Below are 24,180 nucleotides of genomic sequence, written 5' to 3'. Positions count from 1 at the left end.
AGCATCATCGGGTTCGATTCGGCCTGGGTCGACAAACCCACGGCGCCCGGCGCGGCTGCTCGATCCGGCTGGCGGAAGGCCGACGTCCAGAGTTCACCGAGCCCCAGCTCGCGTCCTTTGCTGAGGCGCTCGAGTTCATTCGGGAGGAGCAGCGCCACAGCGAACGCTGCCTGATCGGGCTCGATCAACCCACCATCGTGCCCAACGCCACGTCGCCTCGAAACCCGGATTGCCCCCCGCCTCCGGTTCGGCTAGGTTCCGCGCCGGCTCAGGCACCCGTAGCTCAGCTGGATAGAGCGCTGCCCTCCGAAGGCAGAGGTCAGAGGTTCGAATCCTCTCGGGTGCGCCAGATTTTCCTTAGAACCTCTTCGGAAAACCGCGGCCCGCAAATTCGGCCGACGATTCTTGCCAGCCTTTGTGGGACAGAATTGGGACAAGTCGCCCACCATGGCGGTGATCCCGTGCCTGTGCTCAAGCTCAAGAACCACGACCACATCTACGAGCCGATCTCGGCCGGTGGTCGCCTCACCGGCTACCAGGTCAAGATCCGCCGCAAGGGTTTTCCGGACTTCACCGCGACCTTCGACGACCTCGAGGCCGCCAAGGCGGCCGTGCGGCGGGTCCTCAACGACCATGACGACGGCGTGCGCCGCGATCGGCTGCTCGCCGCCCGCGTCACCTTCGGCGACGTGCTCGATCGGGAGATCGCGAAGCGTGAGAAGGACAGTTGCACGATCAAGGGCAAGGAGTCCGAGCTCTACCGCCTGAAGGCGTTCCGGCGGAACGAGCGGGCGCTTTGCCAGACCGCGCTCTCCGCGCTCGGCTATGACGAGTTCGACGACTGGAAGGAGCGGCGGCTGGAGGAACTCGCGGCCGGGACCGTGCTGCGAGAGCTCCGGCTGTTGCGACCGATCCTGAACGACGCCGTGCCGAGGTATCACCTGGTCGTCTCGCCGCTTCACTACGTGAAGAACCCGTGGTCGACGACGAGCGCATCGCGCGCTTCGGCGTGGGAGAGGAGGAGCAGTTGTTCGCAGCGCTGCGGAGCTCACCGAACTCATGGTTGGCGCCCTGCGCCGAGTTCGCTCTCGAGACCGCTGCCCGGCGGAGCGAGATGCTCGCGGCCGAGTGGAAGCACTATGATCCGGAGGTCGGGACGATCTGGCTGCCGGTGGCAAAAAACGGAAAGGGGCGGTTCCTGCTCTTGACTATCCGCGCCCAGGAGATCGTCGAGAGCCTCCGTGGCCGCGGCGAAGGCGGACGGATTTTCAAGGTCGATCGCGACGCGCTCGTCACCGCGTACCGGCGCGCGCGCGCCATGGCGCAGATGGACCACTGGCGCTGGCACGACTTTCGGTACGAGGCGATCTCGCGCGCCTGCGAGGGCGACATGACCGACATGGAGCTCATGGATTTCTCAGGGCACCTGGACGTGAAGAGCTTGCGCCGTTACCGGCACCCCAGGCCCGAGATCATGGTGCCCGTGTTCGCGCGGCTGAAGCTGCGCGTAGCGGAAAGCCGACGCTGCGGGTTGTGGCGTGAGCCTCGCGGCGCCGCTCAGGCGGCGGCGTCATCATCCTCTCGGAGCGTCGAGAAGGCGCTCGGTTCCAGGTTCTTGCGCGGGCGGCCATGCGGCCGCTCCATCAGGGAGTGAATCAGCGACGGCGCACTCCTTCAATGTTCAAGAATCGACGATGCTCAGGGCTACGTCAGCGGGTGTTCTCCGAACGCAGCTGCGATCAATGGCGTCAAAGGATGAGTCACATCGAGCCAGTGGGCCGCGATCTCTGCAATGAACTTGTCAGGATCAGCCGTCATGTGCGCCGCAGAAAGCGCCTCAGCATGCTGCTCCAACAACTTGGCCAGAGCCTCCCGATCGTAGACGTAAAACGCCCCGCTCTTTATGCAGCATTCGTCTGGACCAAACGACACCGCCACAAGGCCTTGGCGCATGGCATCTTCGCCCAACAGCTTGCCATGCTCGCCCATAGCTTCGAGCGTGTAGAGCGGCAGATAGCCGATCGGTTTGTCGACGCCGACTTCCGACAAGCTTCGCCCCACCAGTCGCAGTTCGTCGTCGCTAAAATTCAGCATCTGCTTCAGGCCGGCTGTCCCGCGAGCATACACCTGAGGAGTTTTTCAACGGCATCGACCCATAGCGGCTGCCGAGAAGGTCCGCTGATAGCGCCTCTCGGTGTAGATGCGGACTAGGCTCTTGCCGATCCACCCAGTCGAGACGCCGGAACCTGCGGCAGCCCCGTTTCTTCAAACGGCATGCCCACGACGGAGCCCGCGGAAGGCTAGCCGTGATCGAGGGAAAAGCTACGCGCCGCGATCAGCACCGGCAGTAGCTGCTTGCCCCTGTCGGACAACCGGTATTCGACGCGCAGAGGCTTTTCTCCGAAGTCTGTCCGCTCAATCAGGCGATCTGCCTCAAGCTCGCGGAGGTGCTGGGTGAGCATCTTCTGCGATATTCCGGCCATGTCCCGCCGCAACTGCGACGTGCGCAGGGAAGGGTCCGCGTAAAGCCGGAACAAGATCGGCAACTTCCATCGGCCCCGGATCATTCGCACGACTCGGGTGACGTGCGCGACCGATCCTTCAGGCCCAAGACAGGCATCCCGCTCGCCCGCGGGCACTTTTAAGTGCGTACTTGTCACGCCCATGCGCTCGAACGACCTAGCCGCCATCAGCGGCAGAGAGTGGGTTTCCAGCGATGGATTTGCAATTGGACGGCAGAACCGCGCTTGTCACAGGAAGCAGTAAGGGAATTGGCGAGGCGATCGCGCGGACGCTCGCGCGTGAAGGCGCGGCTGTCGTCGTGCACGGTCGCGATGCGGCGCAAACGCGGCGGGCCGCAGAGAACATTGTCGAAGGCGGCGGGCGCGCTTACGCGGTCCTTGGCGACCTTACGGAGGAGAAGGCTGTCGAGAGCCTGGTGCGAGAGGCCGAAAACCTCGCTGGCCCCATCGGCGTTCTTGTCAATAACGCGGGTGGCTCCAGCCCAGCGCGGGAGGGCTGGAGCAATACGCGGTCTGCCTCGTGGGCGTCCACATTCGATCGCAATGTGCTGGCGGCGCTCAGGGTCACCACCAGGCTGCTGCCTCGGATGCGGCAAGCGCGTTGGGGCCGGGTGATCAACATCTCCAGTCTCGCGGCGACGGTCGCCCCGCCCACCGCCCCGGACTATTCGGCCAGCAAGGCCGCGATCAACGCCATGACTGCATCAATGGCAAAGGCGGTGGCCGCTGACGGCGTCACGGTCAATGCGGTCTCCCCGGGCCCAATACACAGCACCACCCTAGACGTCCGTTTCCGTGAGGCAGCGGCGGGCCTCGGCGTGGATAGTGACGCCCCCTGGGAGGAGGTGGAGCGCATGGTCCTGCCTCTGTTCGCTCAGGTTCCCATCGGCCGGGTGGGTCGCCTGGATGAGATCGCCGACGTCGTAGCTTTTCTCGCCAGCCCACTCGCCGCCTATATCACGGGCGCGAATCTGCGAGTGGACGGCGGTCTGTCGCCCACCCTTTAATCCGGCGAGCGTGCGACAGACGCGTTCACAACGCCTGAGAAGGGTCGGACCGGGCGCATGCAGCGTAGGGCCAAACGTCTCCTTCTGGCGCGGATCAGGGCCGGCCTGTATCTCCACGGCATTGTCACCTCCGCCGCTCGCGGTAGCATCGGGGAATGCCCCTCTCGCCGTTCCGTGGTCACCGTTTCCCGCCTGATGTCATCCGGCAGGCGGTGTGGCTCTACCCTCGCTTCACGCTCAGCTTCCGGGATGTCGAGGACCTGCTCGCGGAACGCGGGCTCGACATCTCATACGAGACGATCCGGCGCTGGGTGCTCAAGTTTGGGCCGGTCTTCGCCCGTGACCTACCGGCGTCGAAGACCGCGCCCGAGCGCGATCTGGCATCTCGACGAGATGGTGATCCGGATTGGCGGCGAGCGGCTCTGGCTCTGGCGAGCCGTCGACAGTGAAGGCGAGGTGCTCGACATCCTCGTCCAGCGACGGCGTGACGCGAAGGCGGGGCTCTGTCTGATGCGGAAGCTTCTTCGCAAGCAAGGCCGCCGTGGCCGAGCCGGGCTCAGCTTCGCCTTGCGATGAAGTCGATCTCCACCAGAGCGTCGCGGGCGAGGCCCGTGACGCCGACGCAGGTGCGGGCGGGGCGCCGGTCGGGTGGGAAGTAGGAGGCGTAGACGGCGTTCATCGCCGCGTAGTCCTCCTTGAAGCGCGTGATGAACACGCGGGCCTGCACCACGTGCTCAAGGCCGAGCTCCATCCCGTTCAGCACGAGGATCAGGTTCTCCATCACCCGCGCGGTCTGCGCCTCGACGCCCTCCGGCAGCGGCTTTGCGTCATCGTCCGGCCAGGTCGGCATCTGGCCGGTGACGAACACCCAGCCGTCCGCTTCGACCGCGTGAGAGAAGGGCGCGACCGGGGTCGGGGCGTCGGGGATCATGAAGAACAGGGGTTCGGACATCGGGCCTCTCCAAAGCGTCGCACGCTGCGCCCAAGGCAAGCGTCAGGCCACCGGCCGGCGCACCCCGCCGTCGCGCTCCGCAAGGCCGAGCGCCACGAGGTTCTCCCGCAGCGTCCGGTAAGCGTCCTCGATGTGCCGGCGTAGAACCACGGAGGCTCCCGCGGCGCCATGGTCGGCTGAACACGCCCGACGATCTCGCCGTGCATGCATGTCTGGTCGTCGGCACGCTCGATCTCTGGACGTTTCGAGGAAAGGATGGCGAGCGTATCGAGCGGCGCGTCGCCCCCGGGCTTCGGATCAACGACGGCGCGGCGGTGCGCGACGCAGCCTGCGCCGGGCTTGGCGTCGCTCTCATGGCGACCTGGTGCGCCGCGGACGAACTTCGGTCCGGCGCCCTCGTCCCCGTCCTGCCCGATTATCCGCTCGTCTCGACGCAGTCACTTTGGGCGCTCTATCCAAGCTCGCGCGAGCTGGCGCCGAAGGTCCGGGTCATGATCGACTGGCTCGCCAAAAGATTCGGCCGGCGTCCGTATTGGGACCGAGGTCTGGAGGAGATACTTGGAAGTCTTTTCTGAGACCAGCTCCTAAGCGCTGTGACGCCATCTGTTGTGAGGGCGGCGCGCCCGCATCGGGATCACGCACGGCGTCTTCACCATGCCGATGGTCGAGTGGCGACTGCTTCTCACGCCCCCGTATCATCACGCACGAGACGAACTGTTCGAGACGCCGTCCGGGATTACTATAGAAACCTCGCCCTTGCGCCGAGAACGGCCTTGCCGGGCCCGTCGCCGGAGCGATGTCCATGGCCGCGGGCGACACGTCTCAGTCACTTCACGCCCGCGGACGCGCCTTTCTGGCGGCGTCCGCGGGCGATGCGGTTCAGCTCTTCACGAAAGCCAGCAGATCCGCGTTCAGCACGTCCGCGTTCACGGTCAGCATGCCGTGTCCATAGCCCGGATAGGTCTTGAGCTGGCCGTTCTTCAGCAGCGGGGCCGAAAGCCGGGCGCTGTCGTCGATCGGGACGATCTGGTCGTCCTCGCCATGCAGGACGAGCGTCGGGACGGAGATGGCCTTCACGTCCTCGGTCTGATCGGTCTCCGAGAAGGCCTTGATGCCGTCATAGTGCGCCTTCGCTCCACCCATCATGCCCTGACGCCACCAGTTCTGGATCACGCCCTGGTCGACCTTCGCGCCGGGCCGATTGAAGCCGTAGAAGGGGCCCGAAGGCACGTCGAGGAAGAACTGGGCGCGGTTGGCCGCGAGCGCCGCCCGGAACCCATCGAACACCTCGATCGGCAGGCCGCCGGGGTTGTTGGCGGTCTTCACCATCAACGGCGGGACGGCGCTGACCAGCACCGCCTTCGCGACCCGGCCATTGGGCTCGCCATGCCTCGCCACGTAGCGAGCGACTTCGCCGCCGCCGGTCGAATGGCCGATATGGACGGCGTTGCGGAGGTCGAGATGCTCGGCGACCGCTGCGGCGTCGGCGGCGTAGTGATCCATGTCGTGGCCGTCGCTGACCTGGGCGGATCGCCCATGGCCGCGCCGGTCATGCGCCACCACGCGGTAGCCGTTCAGCAGGAAGAACAGGACCTGCGCGTCCCAATCGTCGGAAGAGAGCGGCCAGCCGTGATGAAACACGATCGGCTGCGCATCCCGGGGACCGAGATCCTTGTAGAAGATCTGGACGCCGTCCTTGGTGGTCACGAAATTGCCAGTCATGGTCTTTGCTCCTTGCTTGCTCGGGCGCGATCCGCCCTCGGTTTCGGACGCGGTGGCCGCAGACGTCATCACGATCGCAGCGCCGGCGGCGGCCGCGATCACCGAGCGTCTTGTCAGCCCAGTTGCTTCACTCGTTGCCGCCATGCTCACGGCGCTCTCCCTTCATGACGCGACGTACGAAACGGTGGCCTCGAAGAGCTCCCGTCCGCCTCGGCGAGGCGCGTCGCCTTGTCGTGAGGGAATATGGACGGCGGCATCGGCTCGCGGGATTGGCGCGATCGACAGAGTTCAGGGCATAAGTGACAAATGACGACGCTGGAACCAGTCGCCGAAATCGCCGTCCTGATCTATCCCGGCGCGCAACTCGGCGCGGTCCACGGGATGACCGACCTGCTCTCGGTCGCGAACCTGATGGCGCAGCGGCGTTACGGCGAGAACGCCCCGGCGCTGCGCTTCAGCCAATGGAGGCCGGGGGAGGACGGACAGCGCCTTGAACGCGTCCTCGACAGCCATCCCGGCCGCGCCGGCGAGCCGGACTTCATCGTTCTTCCCCCGGCGGTCGTGGCGCCCATAACGGCGGAGGACGCGGCCCCGCTCGCCTTGTGGCTGCGCCGCAAGCACGACGCCGGCGCCACCCTCGCCTCCGTCTGCGCCGGCGCGTTCCTGCTCGGCGAAACCGGTCTACTGGAGAACCGCTCCGCCACGACGCACTGGTTCTACGCCAACGACTTCGCAGAGCGTTTTCCGAGCGCGCGAATGGAGATCGACAAGCTGGTGATCGACGACGGCGACTTGATCACCGCCGGCGGGATCATGGCCTGGACGGATCTCGGCCTGAAGCTCGTCGACCGCCTGATGGGGCCGACCACGATGCTCGACACCGCGCGCTTTCTGCTGGTCGATCCGCCCGGCCGCGAGCAGCGGCATTACAGCGTCTTCTCACCGAAGCTGCGCCATGGCGACGAGGCGATCCTGCGGGTCCAGCACTGGCTGCAGGCGACCGGCGCGCGCGAGGCCACGCTCGCCGCCATGTCGGACAAGGCCGGTCTGGAGCCGCGCACCTTTCTGCGTCGATTTCGCAAGGCCACGGGGCTGAAGCCGACGGAGTACTGCCAGCACCTTCGGGTCGGAAAGGCGCGCGAGACCCTCGAGGCGACGACCCGCAGCGTCGAGCAGATCGCCTGGGACGTCGGCTACGAGGATCCGGGCGCCTTCCGCAAGATCTTCATCAAGGTGACGGGCCTGAGCCCCAGAGACTACCGCCACCGCTTCGGCCTGGCGCGCCTCCACGGCGCCGCCGAGCCGGCGGACGCCTGAGCGGCGGACGCCTGAGCGGCGGATGCCGGGACCCACGACCGCAGGCGTCAAGCAGGCCGTGGCGCCCGAAAGCTCCGCGCGTCTATGCCTGCGACCTTCATGCGTGAGGCGAGCGTCGTCGGCTTGATCCCAAGGCGCTCGGCCGCGCCTCCCGGTCCGGACACGCGGCCGCCGCTCGCCTCGAGCGCCGCCAGCATGGCGTCACGGTCGCGCGCCCGCCGATCCAGTTCCGAGAGGATGCTTCCTGTCGCGCGGGCGCCGCGCTCCACCGGAGCAGACGCACGGACCTCGACGGGCACATCGATCTTCAGCCGCCCGTCGCGGGCGAGGATGATCGCCCGCTCGATGACGTTCTCGAGTTCGCGCACATTGCCCGGCCACGAGTAGGCGCAAAGCCGCCGCATGTCCCCTTCGCTGAGCGCGGACGTCGATCCGGCTCTCCGATCCAGCCGGTCGAGGATGTGAAGCGCGAGCAGGGGTATGTCCTCCGGCCTCTCCCGGAGGGGCGCGGAGTGGATCGGGAAGACGTTGAGCCGGAAAAACAGGTCGCGGCGAAATGTTCCGCGGCGCACCTCGGCTTCGAGGTCGCGGTTGGTGGCCGCGATGATGCGCACGTCCACCGCGCGCGTCCTTTCTTCGCCGACGCGCTCGATCTGTCCCTCCTGCAGCACCCTGAGGAGCTTGCCCTGCTGCTCCAGCGGGATCTCGCCGACCTCGTCCAGGAACAGCGTGCCGCCGGAGGCGAGTTCGAAGCGGCCGACGCGGTCGCGCAGCGCGCCCGTGAACGCTCCCTTGGCGTGGCCGAAGAACTCGCTCTCGAACAGCTCGCGCGGGATCGCCGCGCAGTTGACGCGGATCATCGGACGGTCGCGGCGGTCGCTCGCGTCGTGGATCGCGCGTGCGATCAGCTCCTTGCCGGTGCCGGACTCGCCGGTGATCAGAACCGTGGCGTCCGTGGGCGCGACAAGCTCGACCTGCCGCAGGGTGGTCTCGATGGCGGCACTCTTGCCGATGATGCCGCGATGGCGGCCCTCGAGCCTGATCTCCTCCTGGAGATAGGCGTTCTCGAGCTCGAGTCTCTCACGGAGGGCGTCGACTTCGGCCAGCGCCGCCTTCAGCTTGGCGTCCGCCTCGCGGCGCTGGCCGATGTCGCGGAACACCACGACGGCTCCGACCACGACGCCCCGGTCGCGGATCGGCGTCGAAGTGTATTCGACCCACAGCGGAGTTCCGTCCTTTCGCCAGAACACCTCGTCGGTCACGTTGTGGACGGCGCCGTCGCGGAAGGCTGCGTAGATCGGACAGTCGTCGTTGGCGTAGTGCGCGCCGTCGGCGTGATGGTGATGGACGGTCGCATGCATGTTGCGGCCGACCAGCTCCTCCGCTGTCCAGCCCAGCATGCGTTCCGCGGCCGGGTTGAGGAAGGTGGTCGCGCCCTCGGCGTTCACGCCGTAGACGCCCTCGCCTGCCGCCTTGAGGATGAGCTGGTTCTCGCGCTCCACCTCCTGAAAGAAGCGCTCCACCCTGCGCCACTCCGCGATGCCGTCGCGGATGTACAGATCGGCCTCCGCGCCGGTCTCGCGCCGGCGGCGCTCGTCGAGATCGGCGAGCGTCAACAGAATGAGCTCGCGGCCCCCTTCGACGATCCGCAACCCTTCATATTCGAGCCGGAGAGAACGCTCGTCCGCGGCCTTCGGGGTCAGCGCGCGCGTCCAGTGGCGGCCGAGCGTCAGCACGGCGTCCGAAAACACGACGAGCGCCGGCCGCTGACCGGGATGAAGAGCCGCGAAGGAGGCGTCGACCAACGCATCGCGGTCGACGCCAAGCAGGCGCGACGCTGCGAGATTGGCGTCGAGCACCCTGTCGGCGAGAGGGTCGACAAGCAATGTCGGGTTGGCCGCCGCCTGAAAGGCGCGTGCGGCGAGCCGCTCCGTCCCGCCGCACCCGACCAACGACATTTCGTTACTTCCCCCGGAGATTTCGTAAGTCACGATATTTCGTTATCGCATCCGGAGGCAAGCGGAGGGCGGATTCTCCGGGCCTGACGCGCCCTCCCCCGGCTGGCACGCCTCCTGCAAGAGAGTTGACCAAAGCCGCTCTCGGGGAAGCCATACGATGACGCTGTTCACCGATCCGTTCGACGCCCGCCACCGTCTCACGAGCGGCTGCGCCTGCGGGCGTCATGCAAGCCAGGCCGATCATGAGGCCGACCCGGCGGCGTCGAGCGAAGCGCACGCCCGCGGAGCGGTCGAAGGCGCGGTGATGCGCGCGCTGTTTCCGCACGACGCCACACGGCGGGCCTTCCTGACGGCGGTCGGCGCCGGAACCGCGTTCGCCGCGATCAACGCGCTGTTCCCGCTCGCGACCGCGACCGAGGTCTTCGCGCAGGGCCTGAAGCCCGAGAAGACCGACCTAAAGGTCGGCTTCATCCCGATCACCTGCGCCACCCCGATCATCATGGCCAAGCCCATGGGCTTCTACGAGAAGCAGGGGCTGAACGTCGAGGTGGTGAAGACCGCGGGCTGGGCGGTGATCCGCGACAAGGCGATCAACAAGGAATACGACGCCGCCCACATGCTGTCGCCGATGCCCCTGGCGATCTCCGTGGGGGCGGGCTCCAACCCGATCCCGTGGACGATGCCGGCCGTCGAGAACATCAACGGCCAGGCGATCACGCTCGCCATGAAGCACAAGGACAAGCGGGATCCGAAAGACTGGAAGGGCATGAAGTTCGCCGTGCCCTTCGACTACTCCATGCACAACTACCTGCTGCGCTACTACCTCGCGGAGCACGGCGTCGACCCCGACAAGGACGTGCAGATCCGGGCCGTGCCGCCGCCCGAGATGGTCGCGAACCTGCGCGCCGACAACATCGACGGCTTCCTCGCGCCTGACCCGGTCAACCAGCGCGCGGTCTATGACGGCGTCGGCTTCATCCACCTGCTGTCGAAGGAGATCTGGGACGGTCACCCGTGCTGCGCGTTCTCGGCGTCGAAGCAGTTCGTCACCGAGATGCCCGGCACCTATCAGGCGCTGCTGAAGGCGATCATCGAGGCCACCGCGTTCGCGCAGAAGCCCGAGAACCGCAAGCAGATCGCGGAGGCCATCGCTCCCACCAACTATCTGAACCAGCCGCAGACGGTCGTGGAGCAGGTGCTGACCGGCACCTTCGCGGACGGCCTCGGGAAGGTCGTGAAGGATCCGGACCGGATCGCCTTTGATCCGTTCCCCTACGAGAGCTTCGCGGTCTGGATTCTCACCCAGATGAAGCGCTGGGGGCAGATCAAGGGCGACGTCGACTACGCCAAGGTGGCGAAGGAGGTGTTCCTCGCGACCGACGCCACCAAGCTGATGGCGGAGGCCGGACTGACGCCGCCCGCTTCGACGACCAAGAGCTTCTCGGTGATGGGCAAGCCGTTCGACGCCTCGAAGCCCGCGGAGTACGTCGAGAGCTTCGCGATCAGGCGGAGCTGAGCGATGCCGGCCTCGCTGACCCTGCGGGCCGGGCTGCTGTCGGTCGCCATCTTCGCGGCCTTCATCGGCGCCTGGTACCTTGCGACGCTCCCGACCGCCGGGAGCGCGGCCAATGTCGACCCCGAATACGCAGCCCTCGTCTCGGGCGCGGCGTCGGAGGGACAGAAGAGCGCGTTTCCGACTCCGATGGACGTCGGCGGCACGCTCTGGGAGCATCTGAAGAATCCGTTCTACGTCCGGGGCGCCAATGACCAGGGGGTGGGCATCCAGCTCGCCTATTCCCTGGGGCGGGTGCTGGTCGGCTACGGCCTCGCGGCTCTCGTCGCGATCCCGCTCGGCTTCCTCATCGGCATGTCGCCGCTGGTCTACCGCGCGCTCGACCCGTTCATCCAGATATTGAAGCCGATCTCGCCTTTGGCCTGGATGCCGTTGGCGCTCTACACGATCAAGGACAGCGGGATCTCAGCTGTTTTCGTGATCTTCATCTGCTCGCTGTGGCCGATGCTGATCAACACGGCCTTCGGCGTCGCGAGCGTCCGCAAGGAATGGCTGAACGTCGCAGCGACGCTGGAGGTCGGCCCCCTCCGCAAGGCCTTCATGGTGATCCTGCCTGCGGCCGCCCCGACCATCATGACCGGCATGCGGATCTCGATAGGCATCGCGTGGCTCGTGATCGTCGCGGCGGAGATGCTCGTGGGCGGAACCGGCATCGGTTACTTCGTCTGGAACGAGTGGAACAATCTTTCCATCGGCAACATCATCACCGCGATCTTGCTGATCGGCCTTGTGGGCATGGCGCTCGACCTCGCGCTCGCCCGCACGGCGCGTCTTGTGGCGTATCGGGAGTGAGTGGGATGACGGAAAAACCCCTCATCTCCATCGAAGCGCTGGCGAGGCGCTATCCCAGGCATGGCGGCGGCGAGACCACCGTGTTCGAGGATGTCTGGCTGCCGATCGCCAAGGGCGAGTTCATCTGCCTGATCGGCCATTCGGGCTGCGGCAAGACCACGATCCTCAACGTGCTCGCGGGTCTCGACCAGCCGTCCGCCGGCGTCGTCATCGTGGACGGCCGCGAGATCGCCGGGCCCAGCCTTGACCGAGCGGTGATCTTCCAGGGCCACTCGCTGCTGCCCTGGATGTCGGTGATGGGCAATGTCGCGTTCGCGGTGAACTCGCGCCGTCCGGACTGGTCGAAGGACAGGGTGCGGGCGCACTGCCAGAAATACATCGACGTCGTGCATCTGACGGGCTCGGAGCACAAGAAGCCTGCGGAGCTCTCAGGCGGGATGAAGCAACGCGTCGGCATCGCGCGCGCGCTCGCGATCGAGCCCAAGATGCTGCTCATGGACGAGCCGTTCTCGGCGCTCGACGCGCTGACGCGCGGCAGTCTTCAGGACGAGGTGCGGCGCATCTGCACCGAGACCGAGCAGACCGTGTTCATGATCACGCATGACGTCGACGAGGCGATGCTGCTCGCGGACAAGATCGTGCTCATGACCAACGGTCCGCACGCCAAGATCGCCGAGATCGTCGAGAACACGCTGCCGAAAGATCGGAGCAGGACCAACATCCACAAGCACGCGAACTACTACGCGCTGAGGAACCACCTGCTCGATTTCCTCGTCACCCGCTCAAAGGCCTTCACGGCCGAAAGCGGCGCCAACGGTTACGATCCCAAGAAGCCTCCGATCGTGCGTCCGGGCGCAAGACCTGTCGCGGTCGAGACCGGGCCGCCGGAACCCGGCCACGCCGTATCCGCCTGATCGCTCCCGCCCTGAACCTAAGCCCAGGAGATCTGCGCCATGATCCGCGCCGAAGTAACCGAACTCGTGCTTTCGCAGAAGCGGATGAAAGGACTGAGCTGGAAGGAGATACACGAAAAGGTCTCGATTTCGACTTCGCCGATCGTGATCACGGCGGCGCTGCTCGGTCAGATGCGGCTCGAGCCGAACGAGGCCGCCAAAGCAGCCGAACTGCTGGATCTTCCGAAGGAGGCGGAGATCCTGCTGACGGAGATCCCCTACAGGGGCTCGCTGACCGAAATCCCGCCGACGGACCCGCTCATCTACCGGTTCTATGAGCTTGTGATGGTCTACGGCACGACCTGGAAGGAACTGATCAACGAGGAGTTCGGCGACGGCATCATGTCGGCGATCGACTTCGACATGACGATGGAGCGGCAGCCCGACCAGAAGGGCGACCGCGTAAAGCTCCAGATGTCGGGGAAGTTCCTGAGCTATAAGCGCTACTAGAAGAGGCTCGGGCGCGCCCTCCCGGCGCGCCCTGCGACTGACTGCTGATGATCTCAGCGCCCGTGATCTCCAGCGTCCCTAATCGGCACGCCAATTGCCTGTCCTTTACTTTCCGAAAATGGATCCTGCCGCGGGGGGCAGGCAAGCGAGGTATTATGAACCGCCGTAAAGTCTTGTCCGCCGGCGCGCTGGGCGCGGTCGCTTCTCTCGCCGCGCCCGCGATCGCGCGCGCCCAGCAGACGTTCTCATGGAAGATGACCAACGCCTACGGGCCCGGCGCGCCGTTCTATGTCACGGGGCCCGGGAGCCCGACCTATTTCTGCGAACTCGTGAAGCAGATGTCCGGTGGCCGGCTAACCATCCAGCACTTCGCCGCCGGCGAGTTGATCCCGGCGCTGGAAGGCTTCGACGCCTGTTCGGCCGGCACAGTCGAGATGAACGCCGCCAACTCCTATTTCTGGGCAGGCAAGGTTCCCGCTGCCCAATTTTTCACCACCGTCCCGTTCGGGCTGAACTTCCAGGGGCACAACGCGTGGATCTACCACGGCGGCGGGCTTGCGCTGTGGGAGGAGCTCTACAAGCCGTTCAACCTCGTGCCCATGCCAATGGGCAACACCGGCGTTCAGATGACCGGCTGGTTCCGCAAGCCGATCGAGAAGATCGAGGACTTCAAGGGGCTGAAGATGCGCATCCCCGGCCTTGCCGGGAAGGTCTATGCGCAGCTCGGCGTCGACGTGAAGCTGCTGCCCGGCGGCGAAATCTTCCCGGCGCTGGAGCGCGGCGTGATCGATGCGGCGGAATTCGTCGGCCCTTACCAGGACCGTCGTCTCGGCCTGCAGAAGGCCGCGAAATACTACTACACGACCGGTTGGCATGAGCCGAACAACGTCACCGAGCTCACGATCAACCAGACCGCGTGGGACTCGCTGCCCGACGATCTGAAGGCCGTGGTGCGGACCGCGGCCGCGGCCTGCAACACGATCAGCCATACCTGGTGCGAGGCCACAAACGCCGAGGCGCTCGACGATCTCGTCAAGAACCAGGGCGTGATCGCGGGGCCCCTGCCCAAGGACGTCGTCGAAGGCCTGCGCGCCGCCACCAAGAAGACGCTGGACGGCCTGGCGGCGTCCGATCCCAAGATCAAGAAGGTCTACGACGCGTTCCTGGCGTTCAAGGAGAAGCACGACAAGTGGGCCGGCGTCTCCGAGGCCGTGTTCCAGGAGCAGATCCGGACCGACGGCGTCTGACCGCCATGTCCGACCGCCTCGAGAACTGGGCCCGGGGCCTCGACGTGATCGTCGAGCTCTCCGGCCGCATCGCCGCATGGACGGGCCTCGCGCTCGTCCTCGTCATGGCGGGCAACGTCATCGCCCGCTACTTCCTTCACATCGGATCGGTCGCGACCCAGGAGCTCGAATGGCACCTGATGGCGCCGCTGACGCTGCTGTGCATCGCCTACACGATCAAGCATGACGGGCATGTCAGGGTCGACATCTTCTACTCGAGCCTGCCGGAGATCGCGCGGCGCGTGATCGATCTGTTCTCGGCGCTGTGCGCGCTCGCGCTGGCGATCCTGATCGTCAAGATCTCCATGCCTTACGTCCTGCAGTCCTACCGGATCGGCGAAGGCTCGCCCGATCCTGGCGGACTGCCCTACCGCTGGATCATCAAGGCCATGATCCCGGCCGGCTTCGCGCTGTTCGGCGTGCAGAGCCTCGCCTCCGTGCTGCGCGCTCTGAAGCCGTTCTTCGGCGGCTCGGACGGCCTCAAGACGGCGTCGATCAATGCCGTATAACGAGATCCTCGCGCTCGCCTGCATCGGCTCCTTCTTCGTCCTGCTGTTCGTCGGCGTTCCGGTCGCGCTGACGCTCGCGATCTCGGGCTTCGTGTTCGGCTGGCTCGGCTTCGGGACGGGCCTGTTCAACCTCCTGCCGGCGCGAATCTACGGCGTGACGGCGAACTACACGCTGATCGCCATTCCGCTGTTCGTGTTCATGGGGGTCATGCTCGAGAAATCGCGCATGGCCGACGAACTCATGGAGGTGATCGGCTATCTGGCAGGCGGCCTGCGCGGCGGCATGGGGCTCGGCATCGTGCTGGTCGGCATGCTGATGGGAGCGACCACCGGCATCGTGGGCGCGACCATCGTCACGCTCGGGCTGCTGACGCTGCCGACGCTCCTGAAACGCGGCTACGACACGCAGCTCTCCTGCGGAGCGATCTGCGCGTCCGGCACGCTCGGCCAGCTCATCCCGCCGAGCACCATCCTGATCCTGCTCGCCGACATCATGGGGCAGTCGGTCGGGACGCTGTTCGCGGCCGCCGTGTTCCCCGGGCTGCTGCTGACCGGGATCCTGGGCGCCTACATCCTGCTGGTCGGGGTGTTCAAGCCCGCCATGGTCCCGCCGATCCCGCTCGCCGAGCGGCAGGCTCTGCCGCGCCGCGAGCTGTGGATGAAGACGCTGAAGGTCGGCCTGCCGCCGATCGCGCTGGTGCTGGCTGTGCTCGGCTCGATCATCGGCGGCGTCGCCGCCCCGACCGAGGCCGCCTCGATGGGCGCGGTCGGCTCGATCCTGGTCGCCGCGGTCGCGGGCAGGCTCTCGATGAAGACGCTGGTCGACGTAGTGAACTCGACCGCGCGCATCACCGCCATGATGTTCTTCATCCTGATCTGCTCCCAAGTGTTCGCGCTGTCGTTCCGCGGCCTTGGCGGGGAGCGGATCGTCCACGACGCCTTCGCGATGGTGCCGGGCGGCGCCACCGGCATGCTGGTCTTCATGCTGGCGATCATCTTCGTGCTCGGCTTCTTCATCGAGTGGATCGAGATCAGCTACATCGTGGTGCCGATGTTCCTTCCCTTGATGCTCGCGGACGGGGTCGACGTCGTATGGGCCGCCTCGCTGATCGCCGTGGTGCTGCAGACCTCGTTCCTGACGCCGCCCTTCGGCTGGGCGTTGTTCTACCTGCGGGGCGTGGCGCCCCCGGAGGTCTCGACGCTCGACATCTACAAGGGCGTCGTGCCGTTCATCGCGCTGCAGCTCGTCGCGCTGCTGCTGGTGTTCTGCTTCCCCGGCATCGCGACCTGGCTTCCGGCCGCAATCGGATGGTGAAAGCTGCGATCGGATTCGGAGAGTGATGGGACGAACTTCCAGCTGACTGCGACTTGACGCGGGGGCGATGCGGCCGCCTGCAGCACTCAGCCGGGACCTGTCCCGCCTTATCCAAGCGACGCGTTAGCCACTCCCGGACCAGGCGGCGGGGCGGTCCGGGGGCGGGAGCGATCCTGTCAGGGTCGCTCCCGCAGGTCGTCGCGCCCGCCAGCTGCATATTGATTGGATCGATCGGCCCCCGGGCCCGTTGGGAGACATGGGCCTTCCCGACACATGGCTTCCCGATCTCTACATTGTCGCCCTTACGGGCGCAGGGCTCCTCATCGCCCTGGTGGTCTGGCTGCCCGTGGCGCTTCGGCGCCTCCCGCTGAGCCTGCCGATCGTCTGCGTCGCCATCGGGGCCGCCCTGTTCGCGCTTCCGCAGGTGGGCTTCCACCCACTGCCGACGCGCTATCCCGAGCTCACCGAACGGCTCTCCGAATTCGTCGTCATCATCGCCCTGATGGGAGCCGGTCTGAAGATCGACCGTGTGTTCGGGTTCCGCCGATGGTCCGTCGCCCTCAGGCTCATAACGATCACGATGCCGCTGAGCATAGGCGCCATCACGCTGATCGGCGGATGGTGGCTCGGCCTTTCCTGGACCATGGCCCTCCTGCTCGGGGCGTCGCTTGCTCCGACCGACCCTGTGCTCGCGTCCGACGTGCAGGTCGGCCCTCCAAAGACCAAAGACGAGGACGAGGTGCGCTTCGGGCTCACCGCGGAGGCTGGCATGAACGACGGCTTCGCCTTCCCGTTCGTCCACCTCGCGATCGCGCTCGCCGCCGCGGCGGCGACCGGCGAGCCCTGGCTGGCGGAGTGGTTCACGGTCAATGTCCTGTGGGAGATCGGCGTCGGCATCGGGGCCGGTTACGCGATCGGGCGAGCGTTCGGGTGGCTGACGTTCCACGTGCCAGCCGAGACGAAGCTCGCAAAGGCCGGAGACGGGCTCATCGCCCTGTCGGCCACGTTCGTGTCCTATGGACTGACCGAGATCATCCACTGCTACGGCTTCCTCGCCGTGTTCGTGACCGCGCTGACGTTTCGGCACGCCCATCGTGATCACGAGCTCCACGTCGGGATGCACGAGTTGTCGGAGCAGGTCGAACGGCTCGCGATGATGGCGCTGTTGCTGCTGTTCGGCGGCGCGCTTGTCAGCGGGCTGCTTGCGCCCCTGCAGTGGATCGACGCCGCGGCGGCGATCCTGATCCTTTTCGTCGTGCGGCCGATCGCGGGGTTGCTCGGGCTCCTCGGGCATCAGGCCGACTGGCGGGAGCGGCTGACGCTGGCGTTCTTCGGGATCCGGGGCGTCGGATCGATCTACTACCTGGCCTACGGCCTCAACCATATGCCCGCGGCCGGCGCCGAGCGCCTCTGGGCCACGGTCGGCCTCGTCATCCTCATGTCGATCCTGATCCACGGCCTGACGGTCACGCCGATCATGAGACAGCTCGACCGGGTCCAAGGCAGGGACCCCGACCTTGATGACGACGATGACGACGCCAGCGGCGCCGAGGCGCGTGCGAAGGCGTCGCCGGCTTGAGGGCGAGCCCCTAGAGGCGATCTCGCGCTCTCGGAGGTGAGACTCCCCTGAATCGCTTGCGCAGTCGTGATGCCAGCTTGGTTGACCCAACGGTCACGGGCCCATCTATGGGGACGAACCTCCCCAAAACGAGCCGCCATGACCCTCGCCCCGCTGCGCCGCCCCATCTCCATGCTCCGCGCCTTCCTCGACAGCGAGGCTTCGGGCGGCATCGTGCTGATGGCGGCCGCGGCCGCGGCTCTGGTCGTCGCGAACTCGCCGCTCGGCGCGACCTATGAGTCGGCCCTCCACGCCTATCTCGGCCCGCTGAGCGTGGCGCACTGGATCAATGACGGCCTTATGGCGGTGTTCTTCCTGCTCGTCGGGCTGGAGATCAAGCGCGAGATGCTGGACGGTCAGCTCTCGACCTGGTCGCGGCGAACCTTGCCCGGGGTCGCCGCGCTGGGCGGCATGATCGTTCCCGCGCTGATCTACGCCGGATTCAACTGGAACGACCCCACCACGCTGCGCGGCTGGGCGATCCCGGCCGCGACCGACATCGCCTTCGCGCTCGGCGTGCTGTCGCTGCTCGGCGACCGCGTGCCGACCTCGCTCAAGATCTTCCTGACGGCGCTCGCCATCATCGACGACCTCGGGGCGGTGATCATCATCGCGCTGTTCTACACGGCGCAGCTCTCGGGCTGGGACCTCGCCGGCGCGGCCGCGGTGATCGGCGTCCTGATCGTCCTGAACAGGCGCGGCGTCACGTCGCTCACCCCGTATCTGCTGTTCGGCGCCGTGCTCTGGGTGCTGGTGCTGCGGTCCGGCGTGCACGCCACGCTCGCCGGCGTCGCGCTGGCGCTGACGATCCCGCTCAAGCCGACCCCGGGCCGGATCGACGACATGGAGCAGTCGCCGCTCCATCGGCTCGAGCATGCCCTGCACGGCTTCGTGCCCTTCGTGGTGATCCCGATCTTCGGCTTCGCCAATGCGGGCGTGTCGTTCGCCGGAATGACGGCTGACGCCCTCACCGACCACCTGACGCTTGGCGTCGCGCTGGGGCTTCTCCTCGGCAAGCTGGTCGGCGTGTTCGGCAGCGCCGCGCTGGTGATCAAGCTCGGCTTCGCCGACCTGCCGACGCGGGCGAGCTGGCCGCAGCTCCTCGGCGTTTCGATGCTGTGCGGCATCGGCTTCACGATGAGCCTGTTCATCGGCCTTCTCGCGTTCGCCGACAACATAGAGCTCCAGAACGAGGTGAAGGTGGGAATTCTGCTTGGCTCGCTGACCGCGGGAGCGATCGGCTGGCTGATCCTGCGCTTCGTCAAGCCGGAGCAGGTCCCGGCTGCGCGAGGCGCCTGATAGCGAGCAGCGGATGGCCGTCGGGACGTCCAGCGGACCAAGCTGAGGCTACGCCTGAAAGATCAATCCTCGGGAGAGCTCTCTTCGGCGAGCTCGGAGGGCTCTTCTTTCTCGAGGATCGTCAAAGCGGCGTAGGCGTTGACCAGCGGAGAAACGTCGGCGCCGAACTCGTATGGGTCGAAGCCTCGGCCGGCGTGCTTCGCGTGCGCTTCGCTCAGGGCTGCAAGCACGATGCTGCGGGCTTGAGCGATCGACTCCGCGTCAGGGATTATCATCGCAAGCCTCCTGGGGTTGTCTGCGTGCGCCGGCGGACAGCTAGGGCGGCTCCGCCCGCGCGCCACGTCGCTCGTCCGCTCGCTTGCGGACCGTGACCGCGAGCTCAGCTCATGTGTCTGACCGCAATCGCCGCGGCGGCGGCGCGGTTCTCGACGCCGAGCTTCACGTAGATCTGCTCGAGATGCTTGTTCACGGTGCGTGGGCTCATGCCCAGAATGTCGCCGATGTCACGGTTGGATTTGCCGCGCGCGATCCACAGCAACACCTCGGACTCGCGCGAGGTGACGCCGAGCTTCTCGCGAAACACGGAAATCTGCTCGGCGACGCTTTCCTCCGTCACCCTGAGCAACACCTCGTCGCGGTCGGCGCGTCCGACAAAGGCGATCGACAGCGTGCGACCGGCGGCCTCGAGCTTCAGCATCATGGCGTTCTGGTCGGGGCGGCCCTCCTGGCGGGTCTCCAGCCAGCGCGCGATCGCCTCCGGCAGAACGGGCTCGCCGCCGCCGCCCTCTGGTGACGCGAGCGCCAACAACCGGCTCGCCTGCGGCGTCGACCAGAGAAGCCGTCCCGAGACGCTCGCCGCGAACAGGTAGCGGCCTGTGGTGTCGAGCGCCGCGCGGGCGCTGCGGGAACGCCGCGCATTTCCGATGTGGACCCGGATGCGCGCGAACAGCTCGTCGAGGACGATCGGCTTGGTGACGTAGTCCACGCCGCCGGCCTCCAGCCCCTCCACGATCCGGTCGGTCTCCTTCAGGCCGGTCATGAAGATGATCGGCACGTCCGCGAGCGCCGACATCCGTTTCAGCCGCCGGCAGGTCTCGAAGCCGTCAAGCCCCGGCATGACGGCGTCGAGCAGGATGAGGTCGGGGGCGACGCGCTGCACGGAGGCGAGCGCGCTTTCGCCGTCCGGCGCGACCAGCACCACGGCGCCGGTCGGCTCGATCGCGGCGGTCAACATCGCGAGCGTGTCGGGGCTGTCGTCGACGACGAGCACGACCGTGCGCGCGTCGGCGCTACTCATCGCCCGCTCCGCGGCTCTGCGGCTCCCGCAGCAGCGCCATGTAGCCGCGCATGTCGAAGGCCTGAATGCGCTCGAGAGCCGCCGCCACGAAGGGCGAACAGCCCGCCTCCGCCTCCTCGAGTTCGGCGAGCTTCGCCTCGATGCCGCTGACATAGCCGATCTCGCCGAGGCGGATGAGCTCCTCGATCTGGGCGGGGCTCGGGCGGCGCTCCGGCGCCTCTGACGTTCGCGCGCCAGGCGTCGGCGTCGCGGCGCCCTCGACGACATAGTCGAGGCCGAGCAGAGCACCCACCCGCTCGAGCAGCGCGGTCAGATCGACGGGCTTGGCGAGTTCGCCGTCATGGGCGGGCTCGCCGGAAGGCTTGGCGGCCGGATCTCCGAGAGTGGCCGACATCATGAGGATCCGCGCCTTGGCGCCCCCCTGCCGGAGCCGCCGGGCGACCTCCCAGCCCGACAGGCCGGGCATGGAGACATCGAGAAGAATAAGGTCCGGCGGGCTCGCCGCGGCCTCCGCAAGCGCCGCTTCGCCGTCGGCCACCGCCGCCACCGTGAAGCCGAGCGGCTCCAGCGCCTCCCTCATCAGTTCGCGATGGTCGGCGTCGTCGTCCACGACGAGCGCGAGGCGGCGCGCGCCGCGATAGCCGATCACACGCGCGGCCGGATCGCGCGGCCGGCGGGCGGAAGGGACGTCGGGCAGCAGCAGGCGGACGCGGAACACGCTACCCTCGCCGAGCCGGCTCGAGACCGAGATCTCGCCCCCCATGATCTCCACCAGCAGCTTGGTGATCGTCAGGCCGAGGCCCATCCCGGGCTGAGTGAGGGCGCGCGCGGCGCCGCCCCGCTCGAATGGCTCGAATATCCGGCCGAGGTCCTCCGACCTGACGCCCAGGCCAGTGTCGCGCACCTCGAACTCAGCGGTCTGGCTGCGATAGCGGACCGCGAGCGTGATCGATCCCGCCTCCGTGAACTTAACCGCGTTCGACAGCAGGTTGATCAGCACCTGCCGCAGGCGCTTGCCGTCGGCCCGCACCACGGCCGGAAGCGTCGCCGCGCCTTCCAGCGAGAAGCGCAGGCCCTTTGCGCTCGCCTGAAGCCGGAACATGTCGCCGAGCTGCTCGAGCAGGTCCTGCGTGCGCACCTCGTCGCGGGCGAGCTGCATGCGGCCGGCCTCCACCTTGGCCATGTCGAGCAGGCCGTCGATCAGGCCCGACAGATGCTCGGCGGAGCGGCGGATGACCCTGAGCCCCTTGCGGGCGCGAGCGGGCATGCTGTCGTCGGAATCGAGCAGCTGGGCGTAGCCCATGACCGCGTTGAGGGGGGTCCGCAGCTCGTGGTTCACGCCGACGACGTAGCGGCTCTTCGCAAGGTTCGCAGCTTCGGCGGCCTCCTTGGCGCGCTGGAGCGCGGCGTCGGTCCGCCGGTGCGCCTCGATCTCGCGCATCAGCAAGGCGGTCTGCCGCTGCGACTCGTCCTGCGCGATCTCCCGGCTTTCATGCGCGAGCACGAACACCCAGGCCGCGACGGCCGCGATGATCGCCACGATCAGGAACACCGCCCAGAGAGCGCCCGCGACCGCCGCGCCCTCGGCCGGGGCCTGAGTCGCGGCGAGGAAGTGCACGAGAAGCAGCACGAAACCAAGCACGCCGCAGAGCGTGAGGAACACGCCGAAGAAGTGTCCGGTCCGCGTGTTCAGCCGCGCGACCGACCAGCGCGGCAATATGGCGCCGAGCGACGAGACAAGCTGCGCCTGATAGCGCGCATGCGGCTTGCAGCCGTCGCGGCAGCGGGCGTCGATGGAGCAGCACAGCGAGCAGATCGGGCCCGAATAGACCGGGCAGTGCGCCATGTCCTCCGGCTCGAACTCATGCTCGCAGACCGAGCAGGCGAGCGACGGCCGCAGCCGCCAGGAGGCGCGCGGCTTGCGCGCGAGATAGAACTTGCCGCGGGTCGCGAGCGCGATGAGAGGAGCGGAGACGAACGCGACCAGCAGCGCGACAAAGGACGCGAGCGCCTGCGGAAAAGGTCCGAAAGCGCCGGCGTAGGACGCGGCCGCGGCGGCCGTCGCGATCACCATCGCGCCGACGCCGACCGGATTGACGTCGTAGAGATGCGCCCGCTTGAACTCGATCCGCCGGGGGCTGAGACCGAGCGGCTTGTTGACGATGAGGTCCGCGACCAGCGCGCCGACCCAGGCGACGGCCACGACGGAGTAGATGCCGAGCGTGTGCTCCAGCGTCTTGTAGATGCCGGCCTCCATCAGGAGCGCGGCGATCACGACGTTGAAGAACACCCAGACGATGCGCCCTGGGTGGGCGTGCGTCAGCCGCGAGAAGAAGTTCGACCAGGCGATCGAGCCCGCATAGGCGTTCGTGACGTTGATCTTGAGCTGCGACAGCACCACGAACACGCCCGTGAGCGCGAGGGCGAGCTGCGGAGACGCGGTCACGTAGCCGAAGGCGACCAGATACATCTGCGTCGGCTCCGCGGCATGGCTGGCGGGAACGCCGTGCCCCAGCGCGAGCACCACCAGGAACGAGCCGATCAGGATCTTGGCGCCGCCCGGGATGATCCAGCCCGGTCCGCCCATGACCAGCGCGGACCACCAGGCGAGCCGGCTGGTCTTCGCGCGGTCCGGCATGAACCGCAGGATGTCGACCTGCTCGCCGATCTGCGCGACGAGCGCGAAGATCACGGCGGAGGCGGCGCCGGCGCCGAGCAGGTTGAGATCCTGGCCGTTCGGCTGCGAGCCCTGGTATCCGGTCCACGCCGCGAAGGCCGCATCATCCTGCAGCGCGATGAACGCGAAGGGCGCGAGATGCAGGATCGCCCAGAGCGGCTGCGTCCAGACCTGAAAGCGACTGATCCAGGTGATGCCGTGCGTCACCACCGGGATCACCACGACCGCGCTGATGATATAGCCAAGAGCAAGCGGCACGCCGAGGCAGAGCTCGAGCGCGAGCGCCATGATCACAGCCTCGATCGCGAAGAATATGAACGTGAAGGACGCGTAGATCAGCGACGTGATCGTCGAGCCGATATAGCCAAAACCCGCCCCCCGCGTGAGAAGGTCGATGTCGACGCCGTCCCGGGCCGCATAATAGGCGATAGGCAGGCCAGCGAGGAAGATCAGGATGGAGACGACCAGCGTCGCCGCGAGGGCGTTCTCGAAGCCGTAGCTCAACGTGATCGCGCCGCCGATAGCCTCGAGCGCGAGAAACGACACGGCGCCGAGCGCGGTGTTGCCCACTTTCGCGGCCGACCACCGCCTCGCCTTCTTCGCCGTGAACCGAAGCGCGTAATCCTCGAGCGTCTCGTTCCCGACCCACTGGTTGTAGCTGCGACGCACGGGAACGATGCGGAGGCGGTTCCTCATGAACCTTGCGCCTCCCCCGAACCTTCGCCACGCGTCTTGCGGTGCAAAATCGCCCCTCCGGCCGCTCCGTCCCTCCTCACCGCCTGCAAGTTTCCTGCCGTTCTGGCGATCCGCTAACCGCTTGATCCGATGCGAACGCGCGGGCGGCGCCACGCTAGGCGGCGAACATCCGGCGGCGTATACGTCAACCGACGTATATGCTGCATCGCAAAACACGGGTCAGCCTTCGTCATCTCG

20 protein-coding genes, 1 tRNA gene and 2 pseudogenes are annotated in these 24,180 nt (G+C 67.0%); 15 read left to right on the top strand and 8 right to left on the bottom strand.

Going from position 1 to position 24,180, the window contains the following annotated elements:
* Positions 1 to 272 precede the first annotated feature (272 nt).
* Both GGR24_RS13825 and GGR24_RS13820 read left to right on the top strand, forming a co-directional pair.
* Positions 273 to 349 (top strand) — tRNA-Arg (locus GGR24_RS13825).
* Between the two features lie 627 nt (positions 350 to 976).
* Positions 977 to 1,654 (top strand): tyrosine-type recombinase/integrase, encoded by a 678-nt coding sequence (locus GGR24_RS13820; protein WP_183395951.1) that lies wholly within the window; start codon positions 977 to 979, stop codon positions 1,652 to 1,654.
* Positions 1,655 to 1,704: 50 nt separating this feature from the next.
* Here GGR24_RS13820 and GGR24_RS13815 read toward each other — a convergent pair whose 3' ends face one another.
* Both GGR24_RS13815 and GGR24_RS13810 read right to left on the bottom strand, forming a co-directional pair.
* Positions 1,705 to 2,094 carry a hypothetical protein gene (locus GGR24_RS13815; protein WP_183395950.1) on the bottom strand — a complete coding sequence of 130 codons (390 nt, stop codon included), beginning with the start codon at positions 2,092 to 2,094 and terminating at the stop codon, positions 1,705 to 1,707.
* Between the two features lie 206 nt (positions 2,095 to 2,300).
* The gene (locus GGR24_RS13810) at positions 2,301 to 2,666 is read right to left on the bottom strand and encodes a winged helix-turn-helix transcriptional regulator (RefSeq protein ID WP_183395949.1); all 366 of its coding nucleotides are present in this window, start codon (positions 2,664 to 2,666) and stop codon (positions 2,301 to 2,303) included.
* Between the two features lie 50 nt (positions 2,667 to 2,716).
* On the opposite strand from GGR24_RS13810, the gene GGR24_RS13805 reads away from it, so the two are divergent.
* Together GGR24_RS13805 and GGR24_RS13800 are read left to right on the top strand one after the other, a co-directional pair.
* Positions 2,717 to 3,529 carry an SDR family NAD(P)-dependent oxidoreductase gene (locus GGR24_RS13805; RefSeq protein WP_183395948.1) on the top strand — a complete coding sequence of 271 codons (813 nt, stop codon included), beginning with the start codon at positions 2,717 to 2,719 and terminating at the stop codon, positions 3,527 to 3,529.
* Positions 3,530 to 3,684: 155 nt separating this feature from the next.
* A pseudogene (locus GGR24_RS13800) lies at positions 3,685 to 4,066 on the top strand (IS6 family transposase); the annotation flags it as partial.
* 19 nt (positions 4,067 to 4,085) lie between these two features.
* On the opposite strand, the gene GGR24_RS13795 reads toward GGR24_RS13800, so the two are convergent.
* Entirely contained in the window at positions 4,086 to 4,481 is a 396-nt protein-coding gene (locus GGR24_RS13795) for a RidA family protein (protein WP_183395947.1), read from the bottom strand.
* A 167-nt stretch (positions 4,482 to 4,648) separates the two neighbouring features.
* On the opposite strand from GGR24_RS13795, the pseudogene GGR24_RS13790 reads away from it, so the two are divergent.
* Positions 4,649 to 5,056, top strand: a pseudogene (locus GGR24_RS13790) (LysR substrate-binding domain-containing protein); the annotation flags it as partial.
* A 304-nt stretch (positions 5,057 to 5,360) separates the two neighbouring features.
* Here the strand turns inward: GGR24_RS13790 and GGR24_RS13785 are convergent.
* Positions 5,361 to 6,203, bottom strand: a complete 843-nt coding sequence (locus tag GGR24_RS13785; protein ID WP_343066256.1) for an alpha/beta fold hydrolase — start codon at positions 6,201 to 6,203, stop codon at positions 5,361 to 5,363.
* 306 nt (positions 6,204 to 6,509) lie between these two features.
* Between GGR24_RS13785 and GGR24_RS13780 the strand changes: the two genes are divergently transcribed.
* Positions 6,510 to 7,520, top strand: coding sequence for a GlxA family transcriptional regulator (locus GGR24_RS13780; protein WP_183395945.1), 1,011 nt, complete (start codon positions 6,510 to 6,512; stop codon positions 7,518 to 7,520).
* Positions 7,521 to 7,567: 47 nt separating this feature from the next.
* Here GGR24_RS13780 and GGR24_RS13775 read toward each other — a convergent pair whose 3' ends face one another.
* Positions 7,568 to 9,478, bottom strand: coding sequence for a sigma 54-interacting transcriptional regulator (locus tag GGR24_RS13775; RefSeq protein WP_183395944.1), 1,911 nt, complete (start codon positions 9,476 to 9,478; stop codon positions 7,568 to 7,570).
* A gap of 157 nt (positions 9,479 to 9,635) precedes the next feature.
* Between GGR24_RS13775 and GGR24_RS13770 the strand changes: the two genes are divergently transcribed.
* From GGR24_RS13770 to nhaA, 9 genes are all read left to right on the top strand, one after another.
* Positions 9,636 to 10,994, top strand: coding sequence for a CmpA/NrtA family ABC transporter substrate-binding protein (locus tag GGR24_RS13770; RefSeq protein ID WP_183395943.1), 1,359 nt, complete (start codon positions 9,636 to 9,638; stop codon positions 10,992 to 10,994).
* Positions 10,995 to 10,997: 3 nt separating this feature from the next.
* Complete coding sequence (gene ntrB, locus GGR24_RS13765; RefSeq protein ID WP_183395942.1) at positions 10,998 to 11,843, top strand: nitrate ABC transporter permease; 846 nt, start codon at positions 10,998 to 11,000, stop codon at positions 11,841 to 11,843.
* A gap of 5 nt (positions 11,844 to 11,848) precedes the next feature.
* On the top strand, positions 11,849 to 12,757 hold the full coding sequence (locus GGR24_RS13760; RefSeq protein WP_183395941.1) for an ABC transporter ATP-binding protein: 909 nt from the start codon (positions 11,849 to 11,851) through the stop codon (positions 12,755 to 12,757).
* A 39-nt stretch (positions 12,758 to 12,796) separates the two neighbouring features.
* On the top strand, positions 12,797 to 13,246 hold the full coding sequence (cynS, locus tag GGR24_RS13755; protein ID WP_183395940.1) for a cyanase: 450 nt from the start codon (positions 12,797 to 12,799) through the stop codon (positions 13,244 to 13,246).
* A gap of 155 nt (positions 13,247 to 13,401) precedes the next feature.
* Positions 13,402 to 14,493 carry a TRAP transporter substrate-binding protein gene (locus tag GGR24_RS13750; RefSeq protein WP_183395939.1) on the top strand — a complete coding sequence of 364 codons (1,092 nt, stop codon included), beginning with the start codon at positions 13,402 to 13,404 and terminating at the stop codon, positions 14,491 to 14,493.
* Positions 14,494 to 14,498: 5 nt separating this feature from the next.
* On the top strand, positions 14,499 to 15,041 hold the full coding sequence (locus GGR24_RS13745; RefSeq protein WP_183395938.1) for a TRAP transporter small permease subunit: 543 nt from the start codon (positions 14,499 to 14,501) through the stop codon (positions 15,039 to 15,041).
* A complete protein-coding gene (locus GGR24_RS13740) occupies positions 15,031 to 16,356 on the top strand; it encodes a TRAP transporter large permease (RefSeq protein ID WP_183395937.1) in 1,326 nt (441 codons plus the stop codon). Before GGR24_RS13745 ends, GGR24_RS13740 begins: the two co-directional genes overlap by 11 nt.
* Before the next feature lie 256 nt (positions 16,357 to 16,612).
* A complete protein-coding gene (locus GGR24_RS13735) occupies positions 16,613 to 17,935 on the top strand; it encodes a cation:proton antiporter (protein ID WP_183395936.1) in 1,323 nt (440 codons plus the stop codon).
* A 138-nt stretch (positions 17,936 to 18,073) separates the two neighbouring features.
* Entirely contained in the window at positions 18,074 to 19,273 is a 1,200-nt protein-coding gene (gene nhaA / locus GGR24_RS13730) for a Na+/H+ antiporter NhaA (protein ID WP_183395935.1), read from the top strand.
* 62 nt (positions 19,274 to 19,335) lie between these two features.
* Here nhaA and GGR24_RS13725 read toward each other — a convergent pair whose 3' ends face one another.
* The 3 genes from GGR24_RS13725 to GGR24_RS13715 form a co-directional block, all read right to left on the bottom strand.
* Positions 19,336 to 19,548, bottom strand: a complete 213-nt coding sequence (locus GGR24_RS13725) for a hypothetical protein (protein ID WP_183395934.1) — start codon at positions 19,546 to 19,548, stop codon at positions 19,336 to 19,338.
* 104 nt (positions 19,549 to 19,652) lie between these two features.
* Positions 19,653 to 20,570 carry a response regulator gene (locus GGR24_RS13720; protein WP_183395933.1) on the bottom strand — a complete coding sequence of 306 codons (918 nt, stop codon included), beginning with the start codon at positions 20,568 to 20,570 and terminating at the stop codon, positions 19,653 to 19,655.
* Positions 20,563 to 23,943, bottom strand: coding sequence for a hybrid sensor histidine kinase/response regulator (locus GGR24_RS13715; protein WP_183395932.1), 3,381 nt, complete (start codon positions 23,941 to 23,943; stop codon positions 20,563 to 20,565). The genes GGR24_RS13720 and GGR24_RS13715 overlap by 8 nt, the downstream gene beginning before the upstream one ends.
* Between the last annotated feature and the right edge of the window lie 237 nt (positions 23,944 to 24,180).

It is taken from the genome of Hansschlegelia beijingensis (assembly GCF_014196425.1).
In the GTDB taxonomy this organism is placed as follows: Bacteria; Pseudomonadota; Alphaproteobacteria; order Rhizobiales; family Methylopilaceae; genus Methylopila; species Methylopila beijingensis.
The sequence above is the reverse complement of the archived record's forward strand: the minus strand, read 5'-3'. Positions and strand labels throughout refer to the sequence as shown.